This is a genomic window from Micrococcus sp. HOU01 (genome assembly GCF_035609305.1).
Lineage (GTDB): Bacteria > Actinomycetota > Actinomycetes > Actinomycetales > Micrococcaceae > Micrococcus > Micrococcus luteus.
The window spans coordinates 554706-576543 of the sequence record NZ_CP141211.1 but is presented as its reverse complement, the minus strand read 5'-3'; the positions used below and the strand labels follow the sequence as shown (position 1 = coordinate 576543).

The 21838-nt window shown below is 74.5% G+C and carries 19 protein-coding genes, 1 tRNA gene and 1 pseudogene; 8 read left to right on the top strand and 13 right to left on the bottom strand.

Annotation, left to right across the window (positions count from 1 at the left end):
• Nucleotides 1–102: 102 nt before the first annotated feature.
• Nucleotides 103–864 carry an OBAP family protein gene (locus SOY78_RS02710; protein WP_163721510.1) on the top strand — a complete coding sequence of 254 codons (762 nt, stop codon included), beginning with the start codon at nt 103–105 and terminating at the stop codon, nt 862–864.
• A gap of 170 nt (nt 865–1034) precedes the next feature.
• Here SOY78_RS02710 and SOY78_RS02705 read toward each other — a convergent pair whose 3' ends face one another.
• The 4 genes from SOY78_RS02705 to SOY78_RS02690 form a co-directional block, all read right to left on the bottom strand.
• On the bottom strand, nt 1035–2216 hold the full coding sequence (locus SOY78_RS02705) for an NAD(P)/FAD-dependent oxidoreductase (RefSeq protein ID WP_036339621.1): 1182 nt from the start codon (nt 2214–2216) through the stop codon (nt 1035–1037).
• Between the two features lie 112 nt (nt 2217–2328).
• Nucleotides 2329–3282, bottom strand: a complete 954-nt coding sequence (locus SOY78_RS02700) for a WcbI family polysaccharide biosynthesis putative acetyltransferase (protein ID WP_324701746.1) — start codon at nt 3280–3282, stop codon at nt 2329–2331.
• A 183-nt stretch (nt 3283–3465) separates the two neighbouring features.
• Entirely contained in the window at nt 3466–4845 is a 1380-nt protein-coding gene (locus SOY78_RS02695; protein WP_324701745.1) for a glycosyltransferase, read from the bottom strand.
• Nucleotides 4842–5954, bottom strand: coding sequence for a hypothetical protein (locus SOY78_RS02690; protein WP_324701744.1), 1113 nt, complete (start codon nt 5952–5954; stop codon nt 4842–4844). The genes SOY78_RS02695 and SOY78_RS02690 overlap by 4 nt, the downstream gene beginning before the upstream one ends.
• Nucleotides 5955–6118: 164 nt before the next feature.
• On the opposite strand from SOY78_RS02690, the gene SOY78_RS02685 reads away from it, so the two are divergent.
• Nucleotides 6119–8113, top strand: a complete 1995-nt coding sequence (locus SOY78_RS02685) for a glycosyltransferase (RefSeq protein WP_324701743.1) — start codon at nt 6119–6121, stop codon at nt 8111–8113.
• 35 nt (nt 8114–8148) lie between these two features.
• On the opposite strand, the gene SOY78_RS02680 is transcribed toward SOY78_RS02685, so the two are convergent.
• The 4 genes from SOY78_RS02680 to SOY78_RS02665 all read right to left on the bottom strand — a co-directional run bounded on the left by SOY78_RS02680 (nt 8149) and on the right by SOY78_RS02665 (nt 11132).
• Nucleotides 8149–9240, bottom strand: a complete 1092-nt coding sequence (locus SOY78_RS02680) for a glycosyl transferase (protein ID WP_324701742.1) — start codon at nt 9238–9240, stop codon at nt 8149–8151.
• Complete coding sequence (locus SOY78_RS02675) at nt 9240–10157, bottom strand: glycosyltransferase (protein WP_324701741.1); 918 nt, start codon at nt 10155–10157, stop codon at nt 9240–9242. The genes SOY78_RS02680 and SOY78_RS02675 overlap by 1 nt, the downstream gene beginning before the upstream one ends.
• 457 nt (nt 10158–10614) lie before the next feature.
• Nucleotides 10615–10687, bottom strand: a tRNA-Ala gene (locus SOY78_RS02670).
• A 34-nt stretch (nt 10688–10721) separates the two neighbouring features.
• A complete protein-coding gene (locus SOY78_RS02665) occupies nt 10722–11132 on the bottom strand; it encodes a VanZ family protein (protein WP_324701740.1) in 411 nt (136 codons plus the stop codon).
• A 352-nt stretch (nt 11133–11484) separates the two neighbouring features.
• On the opposite strand from SOY78_RS02665, the pseudogene SOY78_RS02660 reads away from it, so the two are divergent.
• The 3 genes and pseudogenes from SOY78_RS02660 (at nt 11485) to SOY78_RS02650 (ending at nt 13433) form a co-directional block, all read left to right on the top strand.
• A pseudogene (locus SOY78_RS02660) lies at nt 11485–13040 on the top strand (sodium:solute symporter family transporter).
• Between the two features lie 33 nt (nt 13041–13073).
• Nucleotides 13074–13202, top strand: a complete 129-nt coding sequence (locus SOY78_RS02655) for a putative transporter small subunit (protein ID WP_036383231.1) — start codon at nt 13074–13076, stop codon at nt 13200–13202.
• A 21-nt stretch (nt 13203–13223) separates the two neighbouring features.
• Nucleotides 13224–13433, top strand: a complete 210-nt coding sequence (locus SOY78_RS02650) for a DUF2871 family protein (RefSeq protein ID WP_052007045.1) — start codon at nt 13224–13226, stop codon at nt 13431–13433.
• A gap of 32 nt (nt 13434–13465) precedes the next feature.
• Here SOY78_RS02650 and SOY78_RS02645 read toward each other — a convergent pair whose 3' ends face one another.
• The 3 genes from SOY78_RS02645 to SOY78_RS02635 are packed head-to-tail and all read right to left on the bottom strand — an operon-like array spanning nt 13466 to nt 16658.
• Nucleotides 13466–14161 (bottom strand): LutC/YkgG family protein, encoded by a 696-nt coding sequence (locus SOY78_RS02645; protein ID WP_036383235.1) that lies wholly within the window; start codon nt 14159–14161, stop codon nt 13466–13468.
• Nucleotides 14158–15798 carry a lactate utilization protein B gene (locus SOY78_RS02640; protein ID WP_324701739.1) on the bottom strand — a complete coding sequence of 547 codons (1641 nt, stop codon included), beginning with the start codon at nt 15796–15798 and terminating at the stop codon, nt 14158–14160. Before SOY78_RS02640 ends, SOY78_RS02645 begins: the two co-directional genes overlap by 4 nt.
• Nucleotides 15795–16658 carry a (Fe-S)-binding protein gene (locus SOY78_RS02635; protein WP_324701738.1) on the bottom strand — a complete coding sequence of 288 codons (864 nt, stop codon included), beginning with the start codon at nt 16656–16658 and terminating at the stop codon, nt 15795–15797. The genes SOY78_RS02640 and SOY78_RS02635 overlap by 4 nt, the downstream gene beginning before the upstream one ends.
• A gap of 201 nt (nt 16659–16859) precedes the next feature.
• Between SOY78_RS02635 and SOY78_RS02630 the strand changes: the two genes are divergently transcribed.
• Complete coding sequence (locus SOY78_RS02630) at nt 16860–18521, top strand: L-lactate permease (protein WP_036383244.1); 1662 nt, start codon at nt 16860–16862, stop codon at nt 18519–18521.
• 79 nt (nt 18522–18600) lie between these two features.
• On the top strand, nt 18601–19398 hold the full coding sequence (locus SOY78_RS02625; protein WP_324701737.1) for a FadR/GntR family transcriptional regulator: 798 nt from the start codon (nt 18601–18603) through the stop codon (nt 19396–19398).
• Here the strand turns inward: SOY78_RS02625 and SOY78_RS02620 are convergent.
• Nucleotides 19388–19885: a DUF456 domain-containing protein gene (locus SOY78_RS02620; RefSeq protein WP_002857916.1), complete on the bottom strand. Its 498-nt coding sequence runs from the start codon at nt 19883–19885 to the stop codon at nt 19388–19390. The genes SOY78_RS02625 and SOY78_RS02620 overlap by 11 nt on opposite strands.
• Nucleotides 19886–19990: 105 nt before the next feature.
• Here SOY78_RS02620 and ald point away from each other — a divergent pair, with 105 nt between their 5' ends.
• On the top strand, nt 19991–21133 hold the full coding sequence (gene ald / locus SOY78_RS02615; RefSeq protein WP_036383247.1) for an alanine dehydrogenase: 1143 nt from the start codon (nt 19991–19993) through the stop codon (nt 21131–21133).
• A gap of 36 nt (nt 21134–21169) precedes the next feature.
• Here ald and pdxT read toward each other — a convergent pair whose 3' ends face one another.
• Nucleotides 21170–21805, bottom strand: coding sequence for a pyridoxal 5'-phosphate synthase glutaminase subunit PdxT (gene pdxT, locus SOY78_RS02610; RefSeq protein WP_324701736.1), 636 nt, complete (start codon nt 21803–21805; stop codon nt 21170–21172).
• Nucleotides 21806–21838 lie beyond the last annotated feature (33 nt).

The following is a 21838-nucleotide window of genomic DNA, read 5'->3' as shown; positions in this document are numbered from 1 at the left end:
GAAGGGTCAGATGCGCAGACGATCCGCCGTCCCCGCCTCCTGAGCAGCCCCGGCAGCTCCACCACCCTGGCCGAGTCCGCCCCGCGCTCCTAGCGTGGGGCCATGAGCACCCATCGCCTGTCCTCCACCGCCCTCGCGTTCGCCACCGGACTGGGCACCGCGGCCGCTGTCACCGCAGCCCGCAAGATCGCCCTCATGGCCGCCGTCGGGAAGGGCCACCCGCTCAAGCACCGCCTCCTGGACGCGGCATCCGGCCTGGTCCAGCCGAAGTACCCCATGGGCGCGATGAGCACCTATCTCAACGGACTGCACTTCTACGCCGACGACCTCGGCCGACAGGTCGAAGCCAGCCACTTCTGCATCCACCTGCGCCACGACCTGCACCAGTGCGTGATCTTCGACCGCAACGCGCCGGACGCACGGCTGATCGGCATCGAGTACATCATCAGCGAGGAGCGGTTCCGCAGCCTCCCCGACGAGGAGCGACGCCTGTGGCACAGCCACCACTACGAGGTGAGCTCCGGCGCCCTCACGGCCCCCGGGGTGCCCGAGCTGGCCGAGCACAGTTACTTCGAAGACCTCATCCACACCTACGGGAAGACGTTCCACACCTGGCAGTACGACCGGGACGACTTCCCGTACGGCATCCCCCAGCTGATGATGGGCCTCACCGGCGACGGCCAGGTGGACGAGGCCCTCCTGCGTGCCCGGGACGAGCGCGTGGGCGTGGACACCGCGGCCAAGCGGCGCAACCGCGCGGACATCCCGGTCCCGGACGTGGTGCCGGGGGCGAACAGCTGGGAGCGCGGGCGGGTCGTGCAGACCACGCTCGAGGAGCGCCCGGTGCGGGGCCGCGACGACTGAGGCCGGCGTCGTCGGCAGGGCGCCGTTTCCCGAACGACAGCGGTGCGACACGCCGCCGTTTCCCGAACGAAAACGCTCGGCGGGCCGGCGCCGTCATCCGGATCGGGCGGGGGCGCCCCGCGAGGGACAGTACGTCCGCCGCACGGGTCGCGGCAGCGAGAACGCTGGGCTCAGACCTTGCCCTTGAGCAGTCGGTGCCAGTAGATCCGGGGCTGGCCGAAGCGGTCGAAGGCCGCCGTGCTCTTCCGCGGCTTCGTCAGGTCCACGCCGGGGATCGACCGGTCCTCGGAGCCGTCGCGGACGTGCTCGTCCAGGACCAGCTCGTCCCGGCTGACCATCACGGGGATCACGGTGTAGCCGTCGTACTTCTGGAGCGGCTTCCCCGCGTCCGCAGCCTGGATGTTCTGGGTCAGGATCTTGACCTGCCGGCGCAGGGCTCCGCCGGAGGGCCGTGTGCCCAGGGCGGCGGCGTCGCCCAGCGCCCACACGTGCGGGTGCACGGGATGCCGCAGGGTCGCGGGATCCGCGGCCGCCAGGCCGGCCTCGCCGTCGTCCGCCAGGCCCGCCTCGGCGATGAACTCCGGGGCCCGCACCACGGGCGTGATGTACGCGGCCGCGACGTCGGTGATCCGCTCACCGGTATTGAGCACCACCTCGCGGGCCTCGTGGTCCACGGCGTTCACCTCTGCGCCGGCGTGCACATGGATGCCGTACCTCGCCACGGCCTCGGCCAGAGCGGGGTCGATGGTCTGCCGGTCCAGGATCCGGCCGTACGGGGTCACCAGGCGGACGTCCACGTCCGGCAGGATCCCCGTGCGCTCCCACGCCGCGCAGGCCAGGAACAGCGCCTTGAGCACGGTGCCGCCGCACGAGGAGGGCTCAGCCGGCACATTCGCCACCACACGGTCCCCCGCGGCCACACGCGACAGCAGCGCCCGGGCGGCGTCCACGTGCTCGGGCACGTGCGCACTCGCCGCCCATCCGGCGGCGTAGGCCTCACGCAGCCCGTCGATCGCACCCCACCACGGGGTCAGCCCCGGGCAGAGCACGAGGTGGCGGAAGCCCACGGTCAGCCCGGTGCTCGTCACCGCGGTCCGTTCCTCGGCGTCCACGGCCACGACGTGGTCCGGGATCCATTCGACCCCGTCCGGGATGACGGCCCGCATCGGCCGTTCGAACCGGGCCATGTCCGCCTGCCCGCCCGCCGCGTAGTTCAGCATCGGCCGGTAGCGGTGCAGCTGTTGGCCGTCGGCGATGGCGACCCGACCCTGCCGCTTCCGCCGCAGTGCGGCGGCCAAAGACACGCCGGCGTTGCCGCCGCCGACGATCAGGATGTCGTACTGCTCGGTCACGTGGTCCTCCGTGGGGTGACGGGGTCAAAGGAACGGTACGGCCGCCCCCGCAGACGTGCTCCGCGGCAGACGGGACGTGCCGCCCATCCTCCACTGGTGGCCGGGGCCGGCGCTAGCCCGTAAGGCCCAGCAGCCGCAGCTGGTCGGCGTACTTGCGCATCCCGACCCCCACGGCCTGCGGGTTCTGCGCGTACCAGTCCAGGTGGGTCTGTCGCAGCTGCTCGGCCGGGACGGTCTGTCCGGCCACGGTCCAGTCCTCGGTCGGCTCGGCGTCGAGGTCGAGGGCCTCGACCACGGCCGCCTCGAGGGGCGCGCGCACCCCGCCGAGGAGCACGCGGGAGGCGGGTACGGGCTGGACGGCGACGTCGCCCGGCAGGCGCTCGGCCACGCGCTCGGCCACGCGGGTCAGCAGCGTGTTGGTCGGGTGGTTCACGGTGTAGAAGCCGACGCCCCGCTCCGCCGCCACCAGATCCGCCATGGACAGCGTCCCCTTCGCCTCCTCCCGCGCCCGCAGCGCCTGCACGGACGCGGCCGCGGCCTCGCGGATCGCCGCCGGCGCCACCTCCCGACGACGGCCCGTCGCCGCCTCGGCCAGCACGCGCAGGTCGTGGTACGGCACGACGGGCGGGTCCTCCCCCGGCCGCTCGGCCGCCCCGGGCGCGAACTTCCAGTTGCGGAGGGTGACCTGCCAGGGGAAGCGCGAGACGTCGTACACCACGGGGATCCGCACCACGGCGGCGTCCTCGGGCAGCCGGGCCACGAGCTGGTCCGTGCCGATGGGCATGCCCCGGTAGTCGTGCGGGATCGGCTGGGTGACGAGCGCCTTCACGCGCGGCAGCAGCCGCTCCAGGTGCGCGACCTCGTCCGGCTGGGCCTCGAAGGCGGGCGGCACGCGCACGCTCACCAGGTCCGCCCCGTGCAGCGGTGTGCCGGGCTCCCCGCCGAGCAGCCGCCGATACAACTCGCCCTGGCAGTTGCCCCACACCAGCAGCAGGTCGTCCTCGGGCAGGTCCTCGAGCCCGTAGAAGTGCCCGTAGTGCCGGCGTCGTCCCTCGTCCTCGTGCACGCCTGCGTCCTCTCTCCTCAGCCGTCCTCGCGCCGGATCCAGTCGACGCCCGTCTTCCCGAACCACCAGGCCAGGAACGCGGAGAGCGCCGCGAAGTCCAGTTCGTCCAGCTCGCTCATCGGCCCTCCCGTGCTCCGTCCTGCCCGCGATTGTGCCAGCCCCGCCCCGCGGGCACCGGCCCGCTCAGCCCCAGCCGCCCCACCACGCCTCGAGGTCCGGCACGGCGGCCACGGGCGCCCAGCCCAGCCGGGAGGCGGGCACCCGCCACACCCGCGCCGTCCCGCCCCGCCGGTGCCGCCACCGCGCCCGCGCACACGTCAGCACGGCGAGCACGGCCCGCTCGCCCGGCTCGGCCGGCTCACCCAGCACCTCCACGCGCTCGACGCCGGCCCGTTCCAGGCGCAGCAGCCACGCGGCGACGGCGTCCGCGTCAGGCCGGGCTCCGGCCGCGGCGGGCCGCAGCGGCACGCGCACGTCCACGGACCAGTCGGGCACCGACCGCACGGCGTCGAGGTCGCCGCGCGCCGGCGTCGGCGGCAGGTCCTCGGCCACCGCCGCGCCGCCGCCGGGCTCGCCCAGCAGCCGCACGCGGGGGTCACCGAGCGCCCGCGCCGCCGCCTCGTCGAGGCCGCCTACGACGCCGACCCGCGCCCCCGGTGCCGCGCGCAGCACGGCGTCCACCGCCACCACGGCCGCCGCCGCGCCGTCCGCGCCCTCCGGCACCCGCACTCGCGCCTCGACCCGCAGCGGGCCGGCCAGGGACAGGCCGTGGCCGCGGGCCGTCGTCGCAGGGATGCGCGAGGCGAGCACGAGCGCCTCGCGGGCCTTCACCCGGGCGGCCTCGGCGGCGTCGCCGCGTCCGCCGAAGTCGGCGCCGGCCTGCCACGCCACGGCGTCCGGCGCGTGGCGCAGGGCCGCCCCCACGCGCCACAGCCGGTGCGCCAGCTCCCAGTCCTCCCCGCCGTAGCCCACGAACGCGGGGTCGAAGCCGCCGGCGTCCTCGTAGACCTCGCGCGCCACCGTGAGCACGGCCGAGATGACGTACCGGTAGCCGGTGGAGTCGGCGCGGCGCAGGTCGTCCGTGGCCCGGTACCCCTCGCGCAGCCAGGCCGGCTCGGCCAGGCGGGCGTCCGCGGGCACCTCGTCCCCGGGCCGCCAGCCGTCCGCCCACGCCCGCTCCAGCCAGGCCTCGGCCAGGTGCCGCCGCCGGCCCACCACCGCGGCATCCCGGGGCGCCTCGGCCACCGCCGCCAGGGCCGCGGCGAGGTACCCCGGCTCGGGGAGCATGTCCCCGTCGAGGAAGGCGAGCACGTCGCCGTCGGCCGCCTCCGCCCCGAGCGCCCGGGCCGCCGAGGCGCGGAACCCGCGGTCCTGCTGGCGCACAGTCACCACGTCGAACGGCAGGCCCGGGCCCACTCGGGGCGGGACGGGCGAGCCGTCGTCGGCCACCACGAGCTGCAGCCCCCCGGTCAGGCCGCGCTGGGCCGCGAGCGCGGCTGTGAGCCGGTCGAGGTCCGCCTGGGCCCGGTAGTAGGGCACCACCACGGAGACGGCGGGGCTCACGCCCACCCGTGCACGCGGCGGAGTACGTCGAAGAGCATCCGCGCGCAGTCCTCGGCGCCGGGCGCGAGGTCCACGCCGGGGTCCAGCCACGTGCGTTCGGGGGCCTCGACCGCCTCGGCGATGGCCTCGGCCATCGCGTAGGCCGGCGACCCGTTCGGGTGCACGAGCCGCAGGGTGCCCGGGCGCAGCCTCTCCATCTCCTCGGTGTACCGGCCCGCCGAGGCGATCGCCCGCCGTCCCACCGAGGTCCACGCCGCCAGGGACCCGGACGCGGACACGTTGCGGTGCGCCGCGAACGGGATGCCCGCCGAGAGCAGGGCCGCGTCCGCGAACTCGTCCGGCACGAACCCGGTGACGCGGAACTCCAGGCCGCGCGCCTCGGCGTCGCGGGTCAGCTCCGCCACGAGGTTGTCATGCCCGATGCTGACGGGTCCGAGCGCCGTCAGCCGGCGCGGCGCCCCGGAGTCCGGGCCCCACTGGCGGTGCAGCTCGGTGAGGGCCTCCAGGGCGAGGGCGTGCCCCTTGCCCGGGTAGACGAAGCCGAAGAGCACGAGGTCCCGGTCGAGGCCGGCCATGCTCTCCGGCACCACCGGCTCGGCGCGGGCGGCCGCGGCCCGGCGGTCCTCCACGGGCAGCGGGACCACGTCCGCGGCCACGTCCACCAGGTCCGCCAGCAGCGCCCGCTCGTGCTGTGAGGAGACCACGACGCCGTCCACCGCCTGGGCGAGCCGCGCGTATGCCTCGCCGCGGCGGCGGTAGCGGCCGTTGCCCTCGGCGGGCTGCGGGATGTCGTGCAGGGTGAGCGAGGTGCCCTCGGGCAGGACGTCGACGAGCAGGTCCGCGGCGGCGGTCGCGGTGGGGCCGAACAGCGCGTCCGTGACGTCCAGGTGCACGGCGGCGCCCAGCGCCCGCGCCTCCCCCAGCACGGGCACGAGGCCCCGGAACGCCGCGACGTCCTCCGCCGTGAGCAGCTCCACCTCGGCGCCCACCCGACGGAGGGCGGCGGCGGTCTGCCGGCCATGGCGCACCACGCCGTGCTCCGGCGCGCCCACGGTCACGTACAGCACACGTCCCTGCGGCTGCGAGTCCACGTCCACGATCCCCTTCACCTGCGGCGGCGCTCCTCGACGCGGCGGCGCGCCGGAACGGACAGGATGCCGCTGCTCCGTTTCTCCGATCCTGCCCTGACAGACTAGATTCCGCGACCCCCGGCCCGGGACGGGGACACGCCGCCCGCGCGGCATCGCATCCCCAGGTCAGGAGGCCCTCCCCCGTGAGCATCACCGTCCAGCACGTGCCCGCGCAGCACCCGTACACCCGCGCGATCCGCCCCCTCGACCCGGGCGCCGCGCCGGACGTGGAGTTCCTGCCGAACCCGCCGGTGCCGGGCGCGCCCGCGCACCAGTGGTGGCCGCCCCGGGCCCTGCACGCGGAGTGGCTGGCCGAGCACCGCCCGGACGTGCTGCACGTGCACTTCGGCTTCGAGCACTTCAGCCCCGCCCAGCTGGCCGCCGCCCTGGACACGCAGCACGCGCACGGGGGCGCCGTCGTCGTGACCGTGCACGACCTCGAGAACCCGCACCTGACGGACCAGGGCCCCCACCGAGACCGCCTGGCCGTGCTGCTGGGCCGCGCGGACGCCGTGCTCACGCTCACCCCCGGCGCCGCGGCGACCCTCGCCCGCGACTACGGCGTGCGCGCCCTCGTGGTCCCCCACCCGCACATCGTCCCGCTCGAGGACCTCGTGGCGCAGGGTGACGACGACGCCCCCGGCCTGCTGCCCCCCGACGCGTCCGACGACGGCGACGGCGCGGCCGCCCCCGCCCGCCTGCTGGTGCACGCCAAGGACCTGCGGGCCCAGGTGGCCCCGGTGGCGCTGCTGCCGGTGCTCGCCGCCGCCGTCGCGACGCTGGCCGACCGCGGCCTCGACGCGCGGGTGACCGTGGAGGTCCAGGACACCGTGCAGGACGAGGACGCCCTGGCCGCGCTGCGCGCAGGCTGCGCCCACCACGGCTTCGAGCTGTGGCAGCACGACCGGCTCGACGACCCCGCCCTGCACGCGCTGCTGCGCGACGTGGACGTGTCCGTGCTGCCGTATCGCATCGGCACCCACTCGGGCTGGGTGGAGATGTGCCGGGACCTGGGGGTGCCGGTGGCCGTCGCGGACATCGGGCACATCGCGGACCAGTCCGGCGCCTGGTTGACCCCCGACTCGCTCGCCGCGTTCGACCCGGAGGATCCCGACTCCCTCGCCGACGCGCTCGAGACGCTGGTGCGCGCCCGCGCGCGCACGGCCCCCGCCGACCCGGCCGCCCGGGCCCGGCAGCGCCGTCGCGTGGCGGCCGCCCACGTGGCGGTCTACCGCGAGGCCCTCGCCCGGGCGCGCGGGGTGCTGCCGAGCGTGTCCGTGCTGGTCATCACGGGGCACCGGGACGAGCACCTGGCCCGCGTGATCGCCGGGCTGGAACGCTCCCACCGCCGCCCGGACCAGGTTGTCGTGGTGTTCATGGGCCAGCCGGACGGGCGCGTCCCGGCCACGGACCTGCCCGTCACCGTGGGGCACGTGGCCGCCGACGCCGGGCTGCCCCTGGCGCAGGCCCGCAACCGCGCGGCCGAGCTCGCCACCGGCGAGATCCTCGTCTTCCTCGACGTGGACTGCATCCCGGCGGCCGAGACCGTCGGCGTGCTGGCCACCGAGGTCGCGGCCCACTCCGGGTCCGTGGTGATGGGCCGGCCCCGCTACCTGCGGCCGGGCTGGGCCAGCGCCGTCGAGGAGGCCGACCTGACCTCGCACCGCGCCGACGCCCTGCTGCGCCGCCTCTCCGTGCCCCACCGGGCGCGCGCGCACCTGACCGCCGGGCCCTCGGACGAGTGGCACCTCGTGTGGACGCTGATCCTGGCGCTGCGCCGCGCGGACCTGGCCCGCATCGGCGGTTTCGACGCGGGCTTCACCGGCTACGGCGCCGAGGACACGGACCTGGCCTTCCGCGCCCGCGACGCCGGCCTGACGCTGCGGTTCAGCCCCGCCGAGGCGTTCCACCAGCACCACGGGGTGATGACCCCGCCGCTGCACCACCTCGAGGACATCCTGGTCAACGCCCGCCGTTTCCGGCAGGTGCACGGCCGATGGGCCATGGAGGGGTGGCTGCGCGCGTTCGCGGATGCGGGGCTGATCGCGTGGGACCCCGAGGGCGAGCGGCTCGAGCTGCTGCGTCACCCCACGGAGGCGGAGCTGACGGCCGCCCGCCGCGACGACGCCGCGTACTGAGTGCCCCCACGGTCGGGGGCGAGCACGGGCCGGACTCAGCCCAGGGCGCCCTCGATCGCCGCCTCCCAGCGCCGCCGGTACTCGCCCGGCGCCACGAGCAGCAGGCCCGCGAGCCGGTCGGCGGCGGCCGGGTCGGCGAGGGCGCCGCGCACCGCGCCGGCCCAGTCGGCGTCCGGGTCCTCCCACGCGCACCACGGCACACCCGCGGCCCGGTGGATCTCGCGGACGAACACGCGCTGCTCGTCGAACGGCCGCGGCTCGGGGGCGAGCACCACGGGGCGGCCGGAGCGGGCGGCGTCCACCACGGCGTTGTGCCCGGCCGAGACCACCACGACGTCGGCGTCCGCGGCCCGGCGGGCCGGCGCCTGGACCCAGCCGTGCAGCGTCACGGTGGCGGGCATCGCCTCCGCCGCGAGCCCGCCCGGCGCCTCCGGCTCGCCCACCCCGGCGATCGGGCCGTACACCTCCCACGTCGCCTCCGGCACGGCGGACGCCGCCCGGGCCAGGTCCGCGGCCCGCACCCCGCCGCCGCCCGTCCCGGCGATCACGGCGACGCGCGGGGCGGCGCCCGCGGACGGCGTCGACGTGGCGCGGGTGCCGAGCCGGCCGGTGACGTCCGCGACCCCGAGGTAGGTGACCCGGTCCGCGTGGGCGGCGCGCCAGGCGGGGACCTCGAGCTCGGCGGCGTAGTGGGCGAAGAGGCCGTCGGCGTCGGCGTAGACGAGGGCGTGCGCGGGGTCGGTGCGCTCGCCGTGCATGCGGCGGTGCAGCACGGGCCAGCCCGCCAGGCGCAGGAACAGGGCGGCCTCCACGGACACGTCCACCACGCACACGTCCGGGTCCACCCGCTGCGCCGCCGCGTGGAGGGCGTCGAAGCGCGCCCGGATCTCGGGCCCCACCGGGGACCAGTGCAGGGGCGAGCGCGCCGGCTGCTCGTGGCCGGGCACGAGGTCCGAGGGCAGCGGGATGACGGGGACGTCCGCGGGCAGCAGTTCGGCCGCCCGGGGGTGGGCGGTCACGACCGTCACGTCGAACGCCCCGGTCGACGCCAGGCCGGCGGCGTGCCGCAGGTGCCCCGCCCCGTGCTGGTGGGCGTAGTAGAGGACCCGCCTGCGGGCCGGGGCCATCAGAGGGACTCCAGGTCTGCCGCGTCGGCGGACGGGCGCGGGACCCCCTGCGGGTCGAACCCGTACGTGTCCTCGCCGGCGGCGAGGTCGCGGGCGTCCTCCGCGGCCTGCTCGAGCAGGTCCACGTAGCCCTCCACCATGGTCTCCGCGCTGAACCGACAGGCCCATGCACGCACGCGTCCCCGGTCCTTGCGGCGGGCGTGGCGGATCGAGACCGCGAGCTCCTGCGCCGTGTGGTGCACGGCCAGCGCGCCGGCCTGCGGGGCGACGATCTCCCCCATCGCGCCGCTGAGCAGCGCGGCCACCGGCACGCCGAGCGCCATGGCCTCGACCACGGCGAGCCCGAACGGCTCGGCCCACAGGGGCGTGGCCAGGAAGACCTCGCCCATGGCGAGCATGTGCGGCAGCGTCTGGTGGTCGAGGTGGCCGTGGTAGACGGTGTCCGGGCCGAGCCGCGGCACGACCTCCCGGGCGTGGTACTCCTCGTCCGAGATCGGCCCGGCGAAGTGCAGCTCCATGCCCGCGATCCGGGCGGCGTCGATCGCCACGTGCAGGCCCTTCTCCGCCGTGATCCGGCCCGACCACACGGCGCGGCCGCGCACGGGGACGGCGTCGGAGACCCACTGGTGCAGCTCGATCCCGTTGGACACCACATCCACGCGCGGCAGCCGATGCTGCCAGGCCAGCGCGTTCGACGCGGACACCGAGGCCCACCGATGGTGGTCGGGAGCCGTCCAGCCCGGGGCGTCGACGACGGCCAGCACCTCCGCCAGCGTGGCCGGCGTGTGCAGGACGGTGACCATGGGGCGGGCGCGCAGCAGCTCGAGCGGCGCCGGGGAGAGGGAGTTGTTCAGGACGGCGTCGGAGTCGTCGTCGAGGATCAGCGCGCAGGCCCGGCGGGCGGCCGCCTCGCGCACGCGGGCGCCCGCGCGGCCCGGGCCAGGCGCCCTCGGCGGGCAGCACGGCGACGACGTCGCCCGGCAGCCGGGTGCCCTCCCGCGCGTAGACGGTGACGTCGTGGCCCCGGCGCACGAGATGCTCCACGGTCATGGCCGTGTGCATCTCCAGCCCGCCCTCGTAGGGCGAACGGATGGGGTGGAGCATGTGGGCGAGCACGCTGATGCGCATCGGCGTCCCCTTCCCGGCCCAGGCCGGGCCGAACGGCCCCGTGCGGGGCGGCAGAAGCGCGACTGACCTGCGGTGACACGACCGCATCACGTCCGCGCTGACGTACCCCGGCACTGTAGAGACCCGGGGGGTCCCCTCGGAAGCGCCGGCCCCCCTCCCGGGGGTGAGGGCAGGGCAGGCGCGCACGTCCCCGTCACGAGAGAGTCCCGGCCCGCGATCTCAGGGATCGCGGACCGGGACGGTCCGTGGAGCTAAGGGGAATTGAACCCCTGACCTTTTCATTGCGAACGAAACGCTCTACCAACTGAGCTATAGCCCCAGGTCATGCCCTCCCGCGGGAGCGCACCGGACCATCATACGCCCGACGCCCCCGATCCTCCAATCCGGCGACTCCACGCGGCGACCACGCCGAGCACCACACCCGCCAGATCCGCGACGACATCCACCGGGTCCCCCGTCCGCAGCGGCACCCACGCGTGCTGCACGAGCTCGCTCACCGGCGCGTGCACCGCGAACGGCAGCGCCCACCACGCGCTCCGCCCCCACCAGGCGGCGAGGAACGCGGGCAGCGCGAACACCGTCACGTGGATCGCCTTGTCCAGCCCCGGCACGGCGAACCCGGCCTCCGGCACCTGCTCGCCCGGCAGGTACAGCACCACCAGCTGCACCACGACGGCGACGGCCAGCGCCGCCGCCAGGGCGCGGCGCCGTCGCGGGGAAGCGGGGGCGGAGGGAGCGGCCGGGGAGCCGGAAGGAACGGTCATCCGCCCATTCTGCCCGGCTTCTTTGCCGAGCGCCCGTGATCCTCGCCACGGTGAATAGGGGATCGGTTTTTGCCATTCTTGCGCCGATCATGTGATGATCGCCCCATCCAGGGGGGCTCGTTCCGCCGGGATGCCGGTGTTGACAGCGCCGCACAGGCCGAGGGGCCGCGATGGCTTGAGCAGAGAGCTCGCCGTTCGTGGACTCGGAACCCGGCGGGTTGCCCTCCACCTCCCCGGCCCCCCTGGCCGCGACGTGATCGGTACGCCACCCTCCGCCCTGCGGAGCCGTGCCCTGACCGGACGGCGCCGGGGGATCGGGACGTCCGTAGTCACTCGTGCGAAAGGAAGTTCGATGCCGCCCTCCCAGGACGCAGCGTCCCTGACCCAGCTCGGCGTGATCGGGGTGATCCTGCTCATCGTGCTGTTCTACGGCGGGACCATGATCATGTCCGTGGCCATCTCCAAGAAGAAGGAGAACGCCGACGCCTACATGACGGCGGGCAACCAGATCGGCTTCGGCGTGTCCGCCGCATCCGCACGGTCGCACCGCGCGCCCACACCCTCGCCGAGGTGATGTACGCCCGGCACGGCCGCTCCTCGCAGCTCATGCTGGCCGGTTCCAACGTGCTCGGCTCCGTCATCTCCCTGACCTCCAACTTCATCGCCGGTGGCGCCCTGATCTCCCTGCTGTCCCCGCTGTCCTTCGGCGCGGGAATCCTGATCGTGGCCGCGGGCGTGCTGCTGTACACCCTGTGGTCCGGCTTCCGCGCCTCCGTGCTCACCGACTTCGCCCAGGTGATGGCCATGCTCGGCGCGACCGTCATCATCATCCCCGCCGTGTTCTTCGCCGCGGGCGGCCCGGGCATGTTCCAGGCCGGCGTCGAGGCCGGCCACGTCACGGCCCAGCAGCAGAGCTTCTCCTCCTCCGAGGCGTTCATGAACCAGGGGGCGCCGTACATCGCCGCCGTGCTGGCCTACGCGATCGGCAACCAGACCATCGCCCAGCGCCTCGTCGCCGTGCGTGAGGACCTCATCAAGCCCACCTTCGTCACGGCCACCCTCGGCTACGGCGGCACCGTGATCGGCGTCGGCATGCTCGGCGTCATGGCGCTCTACCTGGGCGTCGAGCCGCTCGACGGCGACGTCAACAACCTCCTGCCCCAGATGGTCGCCGACCACCTGCCGCTGGCGCTCGTGGCCCTGGCGTTCCTGATGATCATCGGCTCGCTGTCCTCCACCGCCGACTCGGACCTTTCCGCCCTCTCCTCGATCGTGATGACGGACGTCTACGGCCAGTCGGTCGGCCGCCAGAACGCCGACCCGAAGACCATGCTGCTGATCGGCAGGATCACCATGATCGTGGCGACGGCGGCGGCCCTGTACTTCGCCACCGCCAAGTGCGACATCCTCGACCTGCTGGTCTTCGTGGGCGCCCTGTGGGGCTGCCTCGTGTTCCCCGTGATCGCGTCCTTCTACTGGGGCAAGATCACCAACGTCGCGTTCACGGTGTCCGTGCTCGCCGCGCTGGCCGTGTTCCTGCCCGTGCGCTTCGAGTGGATCCCGCTCGAGGGAGCCTGGGCGTTCGTGGTGGAGACCCTCGCGATCCTCGGCGTGGGCGTCGTGCTGGGCATCATGTGCTTCGACTTCTTCGGCCTGCGTCCGGCGGTCGTGGTCGGCGCGATCGCCTCGGTCGTGATGCTGTTCCTCGGCTACGGCTTCCTGCGGGACTACGCCACCCTCACGGGCTCGCTCGTGGCCTTCGCCGTGTCCTTCCTCGTCTGCTGGGGGTTGTCCGTCCGCTCCGGCCGGGACTTCGACTTCGACCGGATCGCGCACGTGACCGGCGACTTCGACCCCGCGACCGACGACCTGCCGCAGGTCGAACGCGCCTCGGCCCCCGCGTCCTGATCCCCCGTCCCCCGACTCGCAAGGAGCATCCGCATGACCGTCGGTCTGACCCTGTACGTCCTGATGTGGCCCGTCCTCGTGCTGGCCGTCCTCGTCTCGATCGCCCGCGGCTTCGTCGCCGACTGGGCCGCGGCCCGCCGCGAGGGCCGCTCGATCATCTGAGGCATCCGCCGGGGGCGGCCCGTGACCCTGGCGGTCCTCGCCCTCGACGCGGTCGTCCGCCTGACCCCCGCCGAGACCTCGGCAGCCATCCCGGGCATCGCCGGGCTCGGCCACATGCTCATGACCGCCGGTCTCGCGCTGCTGTTCGTCGCCCTGTACGGCGGCGTACGGGAGCGTCAGGACCGCCTCGAGACGGGCCGCGCCGGCGGCGCCGTCGTCGAAGGGGCCTGACCCGCTCGATCCCCTGCCCGACCGCGCCCGCGTCAGCCAGCGCGGTCGAGCAGGATCACGTCCAGGCGACGCGGCCCGTGCACGCCTTCGACGCGCTCGAGCTCGATGTCGCTCGTGGCCGAGGGCCCGGAGATCATGGTGATCGGCGCCGTCGCCTCCACGCGGGCCAGCGCCTCCGGGAAGAGCTCCACCACGGAGTCCAGCGGCACGATGCACACGTGGTGGTCCGGGACCAGGGTGATCGCCCGGCGGCCCTCGTCCGGGCGGCCGCTGAGGAAGATCGTCCCGGTCTCCGCGCAGGAGACGGTCGACGACGTCACCACCGCGTCCACCTCGTTCAGCGCGTCCACGCTGAGGGGCTCGCGCTCGCCGTCGTGGGCGCCGCGGACCGCGGCCCGCTCCCCCGTGTGGCCCACCGCGGGCTCCGTGATGCGCTCCCGGCCGGCCCCGCGCGAGTCCGCGGGGAGCCAGTCGGGCTCCAGGCCGGCCGGCACCACGTACCGGGCGTCCGGGCCGAGCAGCTCGGCGATGGCCGCGGCCACCGTCTCCTCGGTCTCATCCCGCACGGAGGCCCGGTAGTCGATCAGCCGATCGCGCAGCATCTCCACCACCTCGGCCCGGTCCCGGGAGGAGGTCCGCCGGTAGGTGCGCTGCACCGGGTCCGCGACCGGGCCGTCCGCCGTCGCCTCGCGGATGCGCCGCAGGATCTCGGCCTTCGCCTCGCTCATCGTCCGTCCTCCTCGACGTGCTCGTCCTCCTGGCGGTCCAGCCCCGCGACGCCGTCCAGGGCGGTCCGGTGCTCGGTCTCATCCTTGTGGCGGGCCCACCAGTTGCGGAAGGACTCCCGCGGGGGCGCCGGCACGTCACGCTCGTCGGTCCACCCGCCGGCGATGCCCGGCAGCCAGCCGAGCACCCGGTCCGGCCCGGCCGCGACCCGGCCCAGCCCCAGGCCCCGCTCGGCCAGCGACATGCGCCGACCCGAGGACATCACCACGGAGGCGCCCTTCATCGCCACGTCCATCTGCGAGGGCGTGACGGACTCCACCGCCGTCTTGGCGCGGGCCAGGGGGCCGCCGGCGGCGTCCTCCTCCGTGCGCAGGGCCTTCCGGGCGGCGTGGGTGGCCTGCACGTCCTCGTCCCGGAGGTGGATGAGGATCGAGGGGATGTCGATGGCCACGGGGCACACGTCGTAGCACGCGCCGCACAGCGTGGAGGCGTAGGGCAGGGTGCCGTTCTCCCCCGCGTCCACACCGGTGAGCTGCGGGGAGAGGATCGCGCCGATCGGGCCCGGGTAGACCGAGCCGTAGGCGTGGCCGCCGGTCTGCTCGTACACGGGGCACACGTTCATGCACGCCGAGCAGCGGATGCAGTGCAGCGCGGAACGGCCCTTCGGGTCGGACAGCACCGCGGAGCGGCCGTTGTCCAGCAGGACCAGGTGGAACTCCTGGGGACCGTCGCCCTCGGTGACGCCCGTCCACATGGAGGTGTACGGGTTCATCCGCTCGCCCGTGGACGAGCGCGGCAGCAGCTGCAGGAACACCTCGAGGTCCTCGAAGGTGGGCACGAGCTTCTCGATGCCCATCACGGTGATCAGCGTCTCCGGCAGGGTCAGGCACATGCGGCCGTTGCCCTCCGACTCGACGACGGCCAGCGTGCCCGTCTCGGCGACGCCGAAGTTCGCCCCGGAGATCGCCACCTTCGTGCTCAGGAACTTCTCGCGCAGGTGTCGGCGTGCGGCCTCGGCCAGGTCGGCCGGCTCGCAGGTGAGGCTCTCGTCCGTCTCCGGCATCTCCCGGAGGAAGATGTCCCGGATCTCCTCGCGGTTGCGGTGGATCGCCGGGACGAGGATGTGGCTGGGCCGGTCGTGGCCGAGCTGGACGATGAGCTCGGCCAGGTCCGTCTCGACGGCGGCCACGCCGGCATGCTCGAGCGCGGCGTCCAGGCCGATCTCCTGGGTGGCCATGGACTTGACCTTGATCACCTCGTCCACGCCCTTGGCGGTGACGAGCTCCGTGATGATGCGGTTGGCCTCGGCCGCGTCCCGGGCCCAGTGCACGACGCCGCCGCGCGCGGTGACCTCGGACTCGAGCCGCTCCAGGAGCGCGGGCAGGTCCGCCATGACGGACTGCTTCAGCGCGGAGCCGGCGGCGCGCAGCTCCTGCCAGTCCGGCAGCTCCCCGACGACGCCGGCACGCTTGGCCCGGATGGTGTGGGTGGCCCGGCGGATGTTGGCGCGCATCTGGCCGTTCCCCAGCTGCTCGCGGGCAGACTCGGGGAACGGGGTGTTCAGCAGGATCTCGCCCTCGCCGTGGACGGGGCGGACGGTGGGCATTCCCAGGCGCACGCGGGTGGGTGCGGTGCTCATCGGCGGGCCTCCTGAACACGGGCGGACGGTCCGCGGCGGGCGCCGGCGGACGCGGGGATGGACAGTTCGACGGGGCCGTCGACCTCGAGCGGGTTCTCCCGGGTGGCCGCGAGGATCTCGGCGAGGTGCACGGTGCGCAGCGGGCGGCCGTCCTGGCCGCGCGCCTCTCGACGGTGCATGGCCCCGTCCAGGTGGAGCAGGCAGGAGGCGTCGCCGCCCGTGCAGAGGGAGGCGCCGGACGCGGTGACCTTCTCAATCTTCTCCTCCGCGATGGCGGCGGAGACATCCGGGTTCTTCAGGGCGAAGGTGCCGCCGAAGCCGCAGCACTCCTCGGCGTCCGGCAGGGGGCGCAGGTCGATGTCCGCCACGGTGCGCAGCAAGTCCTCCTGGCGCGAGCCCAGGCGCAGCAGGCGCATGCCGTGGCAGGAGGGGTGGTAGGTCACGGTGTGCGGGAACCAGGAGCCGAGCTGGGCTCCGGCGTCCGTCACGCCGAGGACGTCCGTGAGCAGCTGGGACAGCTCGAGGGTGCGGGAGGCGACGACCTCGGCGTCGCGGGCCAGACCCTCGTCCCCGCAGGAGCGGGCGACGTCCGGCTGCTGGTGGCCGAGCGAGGCCACGCAGGAGCCGGAGGGGGCGACGGCGAGGTTGTAGTCGGCCTCCATGAAGGTGCGGACATGGTTGCGCACCACGGGCAGGGCGTCCTCCACGTACCCGCTGTTGACGTGCATCTGCGAGCAGCAGCCCTGGCCAGGCGGGAAGACCACCTCATGCCCGAGTCTTTCGAGGATGCGGACGGTGGCGAGGGCCACCTTGGGGTACATCGCGTCCACGATGCACGTGGCGAACAGGGCGATTCTCATGCCGGTCTCCGTTCCGGACGGGGCGCCTGGGGCGCCGTGCGGTGCGGCAGCACACGGGTGCCGTAGTGGTCAGACCATATCATGCCAGCCGCTTGCGAGGTGACCGCCCTCACAGTATGCTCCTTGGTCTGACCACAGTGGTCCGACCATCACCGGCCCGACCGGATCCCGCCCAGTCCCCTCGCCCACCGGGAGACCCCCGTGCACACCTTCACCCCCACCCCCGATGCCGCCGGCAGCGTCGCGCTCTCCGCCGCGCTCGGCGTCCTGCCCCTGCTGACGTTCTTCGCCACCCTCCTCGGTCTGCGCCTCAAGGCCTGGCAGTCGGGGCTCGCCGCGCTCGTGGTGGCCCTGCTCGTGGCCGTGCTGGGCTTCCACATGCCGGCCCACCTGGCGGCGCTGGCCGCCGCCCAGGGAGCGACCTTCGGCCTGTTCCCGATCGTCTGGATCGTCGTGATGGCGCTGTGGTTCTACCAGGTCACCGTGCTCTCCGGGCGATTCGACGACATGCGCGCGATCTTCGACTCGCTCGGCGGCGGAGACATCCGCATCCAGGCCGTGCTCATCGCGTTCTGCTTCGGCGGCCTGCTCGAGGCCCTCGCCGGCTTCGGCGCCCCCGTGGCCATCACGGCCACCATGGTGCTCGGCCTGGGCGTGCCCCCGCTGCGGGCGGCCACCGCCGTGCTGCTGGCGAACACCGCGCCCGTGGCCTTCGGCGCCGTGGGCACCCCCATCACCACCGCCGGCACGCTCACCGGCATCCCCGCCACGCACATCGGCGCGATCGTCGGCCACCAGGCCCCGTTCGTGGCCGTGATCGTGCCGTTCCTGCTCGTGTTCATCATCGACGGGCTGCGCGGCGTGCGGCAGACGTGGCCGGCGCTGATCGTGATCGGCGCGAGCTTCGCCGTCGCCATCTGGCTGGCCTCGACCTACTTCTCCTACGAGCTCACCGACGTCGTGGCCTCCCTGGTCTCCCTCGCCGCCGCCGTCCTGCTGCTGCGCTTCTGGCGGCCGCGCGGCGCCGAGGAGGCCCGCCAGCGCCTCGACGCCCCCGCCCGCTCGGCGGCGCAGGACCTCACCCCCGGCCGGATCTTCATGGCCGTGCTGCCCTACATCGTGGTCGTGGCCGTGTTCGCCCTGGCCAAGCTGGCCCCCCCGATCACCGCGGCCCTGAACTCCGTCACCGCGAAGATCCCGTGGCCCGGGCTCGACGGGCACCTCGTCGACGCCTCCGGCGCGCCCCTGGCGAGCACCGTGTACAAGTTCGAGTGGCTGGCCTCCCCCGGCACGCTGCTGCTGATCGCCGGCCTGATCATGGCCGTGGTCTACTCCCGGTTCGACCACGACGGCCGGTTCCCGCTCTCGGTGGGGAACGCGATCGCCGAGATCGGCCGCTGCTTCGCCCGCATGCGCTGGTCCGCCCTGACGATCGTGATCGTGCTCTCGCTGGCCTACGTCATGAACTTCTCGGGCCAGACGGTCGCCATGGGCACGTGGGTGGCCGGCCTGGGCACGGCCTTCGTGTTCCTGTCCCCCGTGCTCGGCTGGCTCGGCACCGCCGTGACCGGCTCGGACACCTCCGCTAACGCGCTGTTCTCCACCCTGCAGCAGACCGCCGCCACGAACATCGGCGCCGATCCGGCCCTGCTGGTGGCCGCCAACACCTCCGGCGGCGTCGTGGGCAAGATGATCTCCCCGCAGTCCCTGGCGATCGCCGCGACGGCGGTCGGCATGGAGGGCCGGGAGTCCGAGATCCTGCGCCGCGTGGTGGTGTGGTCGCTCTTGCTCCTGCTGGCGGTGTGCACGCTCGTGTACCTGCAGTCCAACGTGCTGGCATGGATGCTGCCGGCGGCGGGCTGACCACCTGCACCACCCGAGCGGGGCGGTGTCCGTCGGTAGGATGGACGGTCGCCGCCCCGCCCCCTCGGAAGGTCTGTCCATGACCGCTGGCCCCGCCTACACCGTCGTGCTCGACTGGCTCGAGGCCGAGCTGCGCTCCGGCGCCGTGGTCGTGGGGGACAAGCTGCCCGGCGAACGCACCCTGGCCGAGCGCTTCGGCATCTCCCGGGCGTCGGTGCGGGAGGCCACCCGGATGCTCGAGGCCATGGGCCTGATCCGTGCCAGCGCCGGCTCCGGGCCGAACTCGGGGGCCGTCGTCGTCTCCGAGCCGTCCGCGGCGCTGGGCTGGGCGCTGCGCCTGCACATCGCCACCCGGGCCCTGCCGATGGCCGACGTCGTCGCCGCGCGCGTGCTCCTCGAGACCGATGCGGCGCAGGCTGCCGCCGCCACCTCCGGCGACCCCGAGAGCGTCGCCGTCCTGGCCGAGGTGGAAGCCCTGCTGGACCGGATGGACGACCCCGCGCTGCCGGAGGAGGACTTCCACCTGCTCGACACCGAGTTCCACGTGCGGCTGGCCACCCTGGGTGGGAACGTCGTGACGGCGATGATGCTGGACTCCCTGCGTCAGGCGACCATCGGCTACGTGACCGAGACCGTGGCCGGGCTGTCCGACTGGCCCGCCGTGCGCGCCGGACTGCAGGCCGACCATCGGCGGATCCTGGCCGCCTCCGCCGCCGGGGACGGCCGGGCGGCCGCGCAGGAGCTGCGGGAGCACGTCCTCGGCTTCGCCGCCCTCGCCCAGACCGGCAGGGTGCCCGCCGCCAGCTGCGCCGGCGAAGGGACCGGCGAGCGCGCAGGGGTTCCGCCGGGCGGACGGGTCCGGCGGTTCAGGCGGTGAGGCCGTGCACCAGGGCGCCCACGCCCACGGCGGTCAGCGAGCCCAGCGCACAGCAGAACTCCACGAGCATGCCCACACCCATGGCCGTGAGCGCGCCGATCGAGCTGCTCAGGGCGGTCCGGGCGTCCCGGGTGCGGGCCCACTGGGAGGCGAACAGGCCGACGGCGAAGCCGAGGAACAGACCCACCACCGGGATCACGAAGAACCCGACGGCGGCGCCGGCCACCCCCCACAGGATCGGCCCGCGGGTGACGCGTTCACGCCGCAGCCGCCGGCCGGTCAGTACCGCGGACGCGCTCAGCCCCGCCACGGCGAGACCGGCCGCGATGACGCCGAAGGTCCAGGACGCGGGGGACCCCAGCAGCGCGGCCCACCCGAGAGCCGTCACGAGGTTGAGCAGCGAGCCGGGCAGGACGGGGTACACGGTGCCCACCAGCCCCACCAGGAGCAGGAGCACGGCCACGAGGGAGATCAGCGCGGGAGTCACCGCACCAGTATGACGGGACGGGCACCGCGGTGACGTATGCATGGGCGAGCGCGCGGCGGCCCCCGTGCCCTCGCCGGAACGGGCCGGATCGGCTAGATTCGCCGCATGTTGGTCGCCGTGCCCACCGAAGTGAAGAACAACGAGTTCCGTGTGGCCCTGACGCAGGGCGGGGTCCAGGAGCTGGTGCGCGCGGGCCACCAGGTCCTCGTGCAGTCGGGGGCCGGCGTCGGCTCCGGCGCCTCGGACCAGGACTACCGCGACGCCGGCGCCGAGCTGGTCGACGACGTCGACGAGCTCTGGCAGCGCGCCGAGCTGGTCCTCAAGGTCAAGGAGCCCCAGCCGGAGGAGTACGGCCGCCTGCGCCGCGGCCAGGTCCTCTTCACCTATCTGCACCTGGCCGCCTCCCCCGCGTGCACGCGGGCGATCCTGGACGCCGGCACGACGGCGATTGCCTACGAGACGGTCACCCGCGGCCGCTCCCTGCCGCTGCTGGCCCCCATGAGCCAGGTGGCCGGCCGCCTGGCCCCCGCCGCGGGCGCCTATCACCTCATCCAGCCGCAGGGCGGCTCGGGTGTGCTGATGGGCGGCGTGCCCGGCACCCGCCGCGCCCGGGTGGCCGTGATCGGCGGAGGTGTGGCCGGCGAGGCGGCGGCCGTGATCGCCGCGGGCATGGGCGCGGACGTGACCGTCCTGGACATCTCCCTCGAGCGGCTCGCGCAGCTGGACGCCGTCCACCAGGGTCGGATCCGCACGCTGGCCTCGTCCCACCTGAACATCGGCGAGACCGTGGCGGACGCGGACCTCGTGATCGGCTCCGTGCTGATCCCCGGCGCCGCGGCCCCGAAGCTGGTGACCGCCGAGATGGTGGAGTCCATGCGGCCCGGCTCGGTGCTGGTGGACATCGCGATCGACCAGGGCGGCTGCTTCGAGAACTCCCGGGCCACCACCCACCAGGATCCGACGTACCTCGTGGGGGACAAGATCTACTACTGCGTCTCCAACATGCCCGGCGCCGTGCCGCAGACCTCCACCGCGGCCCTGACCAACGCGACGCTGCCCTACATCAAGCGCATCGCCGACCTCGGATGGCGCGCGGCGCTGGCCGCGGACGAGGGCTTCGCCGGGGGCCTCAACGCGCACGACGGCGTCCTCACCCTGCCCTCCGTCGCCACGGCCGTGGCCGACGAGCTCGGCCTGGACCCCCAGAAGGACGTCCGCGTCACCTCCGAGGTGCTCGCGGAGGCCTGAGCCCCGCGCCCGTCGCGCGCGGGGCAGGCCGACCGCTCAGAGCCCCGCGAGGAACGCCCGGTGGAAGGACCAGTCGCCGGTCACCTCGGGGTGGAAGGCCGTGGCGAGCAGGTGGCCCTGCCGCACGGCCACGGGCAGCCGCGCGTCGCCGTCGAGCCCCGGGTCCGCCGCGGGCACGGACAGACGCGACGCCGGCACGCTCGCCAGGACCTCGACGCCCTCCCCCGCGTGGAGGACGGCGGGGGCGCGGATGAACACGGCGTGCACCGGCTCCGCCGCGACCGCGGGGACGTCCAGGTCCTCCTCGAACGAGTCGACCTGCGCGCCGAAGGCGTTGCGCCGCACGGCCAAGTCCAGCACGCCGAGCCCGCCCTGATCCGGCGCCGGGTTGCGGATCTCGCGGGCCAGCATGATCAGCCCCGCGCACGTGCCGTAGGCGGGCAGGCCGTCGCGGAGGGCGGCGATGAGCGGGTCCTTGAGCCCCATGATCCGGGCGAGGCGGTCCATCACGGAGGACTCGCCGCCGGGCAGCACGATGCCGTCCAGACCCTCGAGGTCCGCGGGGCGGCGCACGGGGCGCGTGCGCGCGCCCAGTGCCTCGAGCACGTGGGCGTGCTCCCGCACGTCGCCCTGGAGCGCGAACACGCCGACGGTCTTCTGTGGACTCACCATGGCCCCGCCCCTAGGGCCTCCGGGTGCCCGGGA

Bases quoted from the DNA above. Each gene is read 5' to 3' on its own strand.
- SOY78_RS02625 (WP_324701737.1), top strand. From the start codon at position 18,601: ATGACCGCTGGCCCCGCCTACACCGTCGTGCTCGACTGGCTCGAGGCC.
- SOY78_RS02680 (WP_324701742.1), bottom strand. From the start codon at position 9,240: ATGGCCCCGGCCCGCAGGCGGGTCCTCTACTACGCCCACCAGCACGGG.
- ald (WP_036383247.1), top strand. From the start codon at position 19,991: ATGTTGGTCGCCGTGCCCACCGAAGTGAAGAACAACGAGTTCCGTGTG.
- SOY78_RS02645 (WP_036383235.1), bottom strand. From the start codon at position 14,161: ATGAGCGAGGCGAAGGCCGAGATCCTGCGGCGCATCCGCGAGGCGACG.
- SOY78_RS02635 (WP_324701738.1), bottom strand. From the start codon at position 16,658: ATGAGAATCGCCCTGTTCGCCACGTGCATCGTGGACGCGATGTACCCC.
- SOY78_RS02665 (WP_324701740.1), bottom strand. From the start codon at position 11,132: ATGACCGTTCCTTCCGGCTCCCCGGCCGCTCCCTCCGCCCCCGCTTCC.
- SOY78_RS02640 (WP_324701739.1), bottom strand. From the start codon at position 15,798: ATGAGCACCGCACCCACCCGCGTGCGCCTGGGAATGCCCACCGTCCGC.
- SOY78_RS02655 (WP_036383231.1), top strand. From the start codon at position 13,074: ATGACCGTCGGTCTGACCCTGTACGTCCTGATGTGGCCCGTCCTCGTG.
- pdxT (WP_324701736.1), bottom strand. From the start codon at position 21,805: ATGGTGAGTCCACAGAAGACCGTCGGCGTGTTCGCGCTCCAGGGCGAC.
- SOY78_RS02710 (WP_163721510.1), top strand. From the start codon at position 103: ATGAGCACCCATCGCCTGTCCTCCACCGCCCTCGCGTTCGCCACCGGA.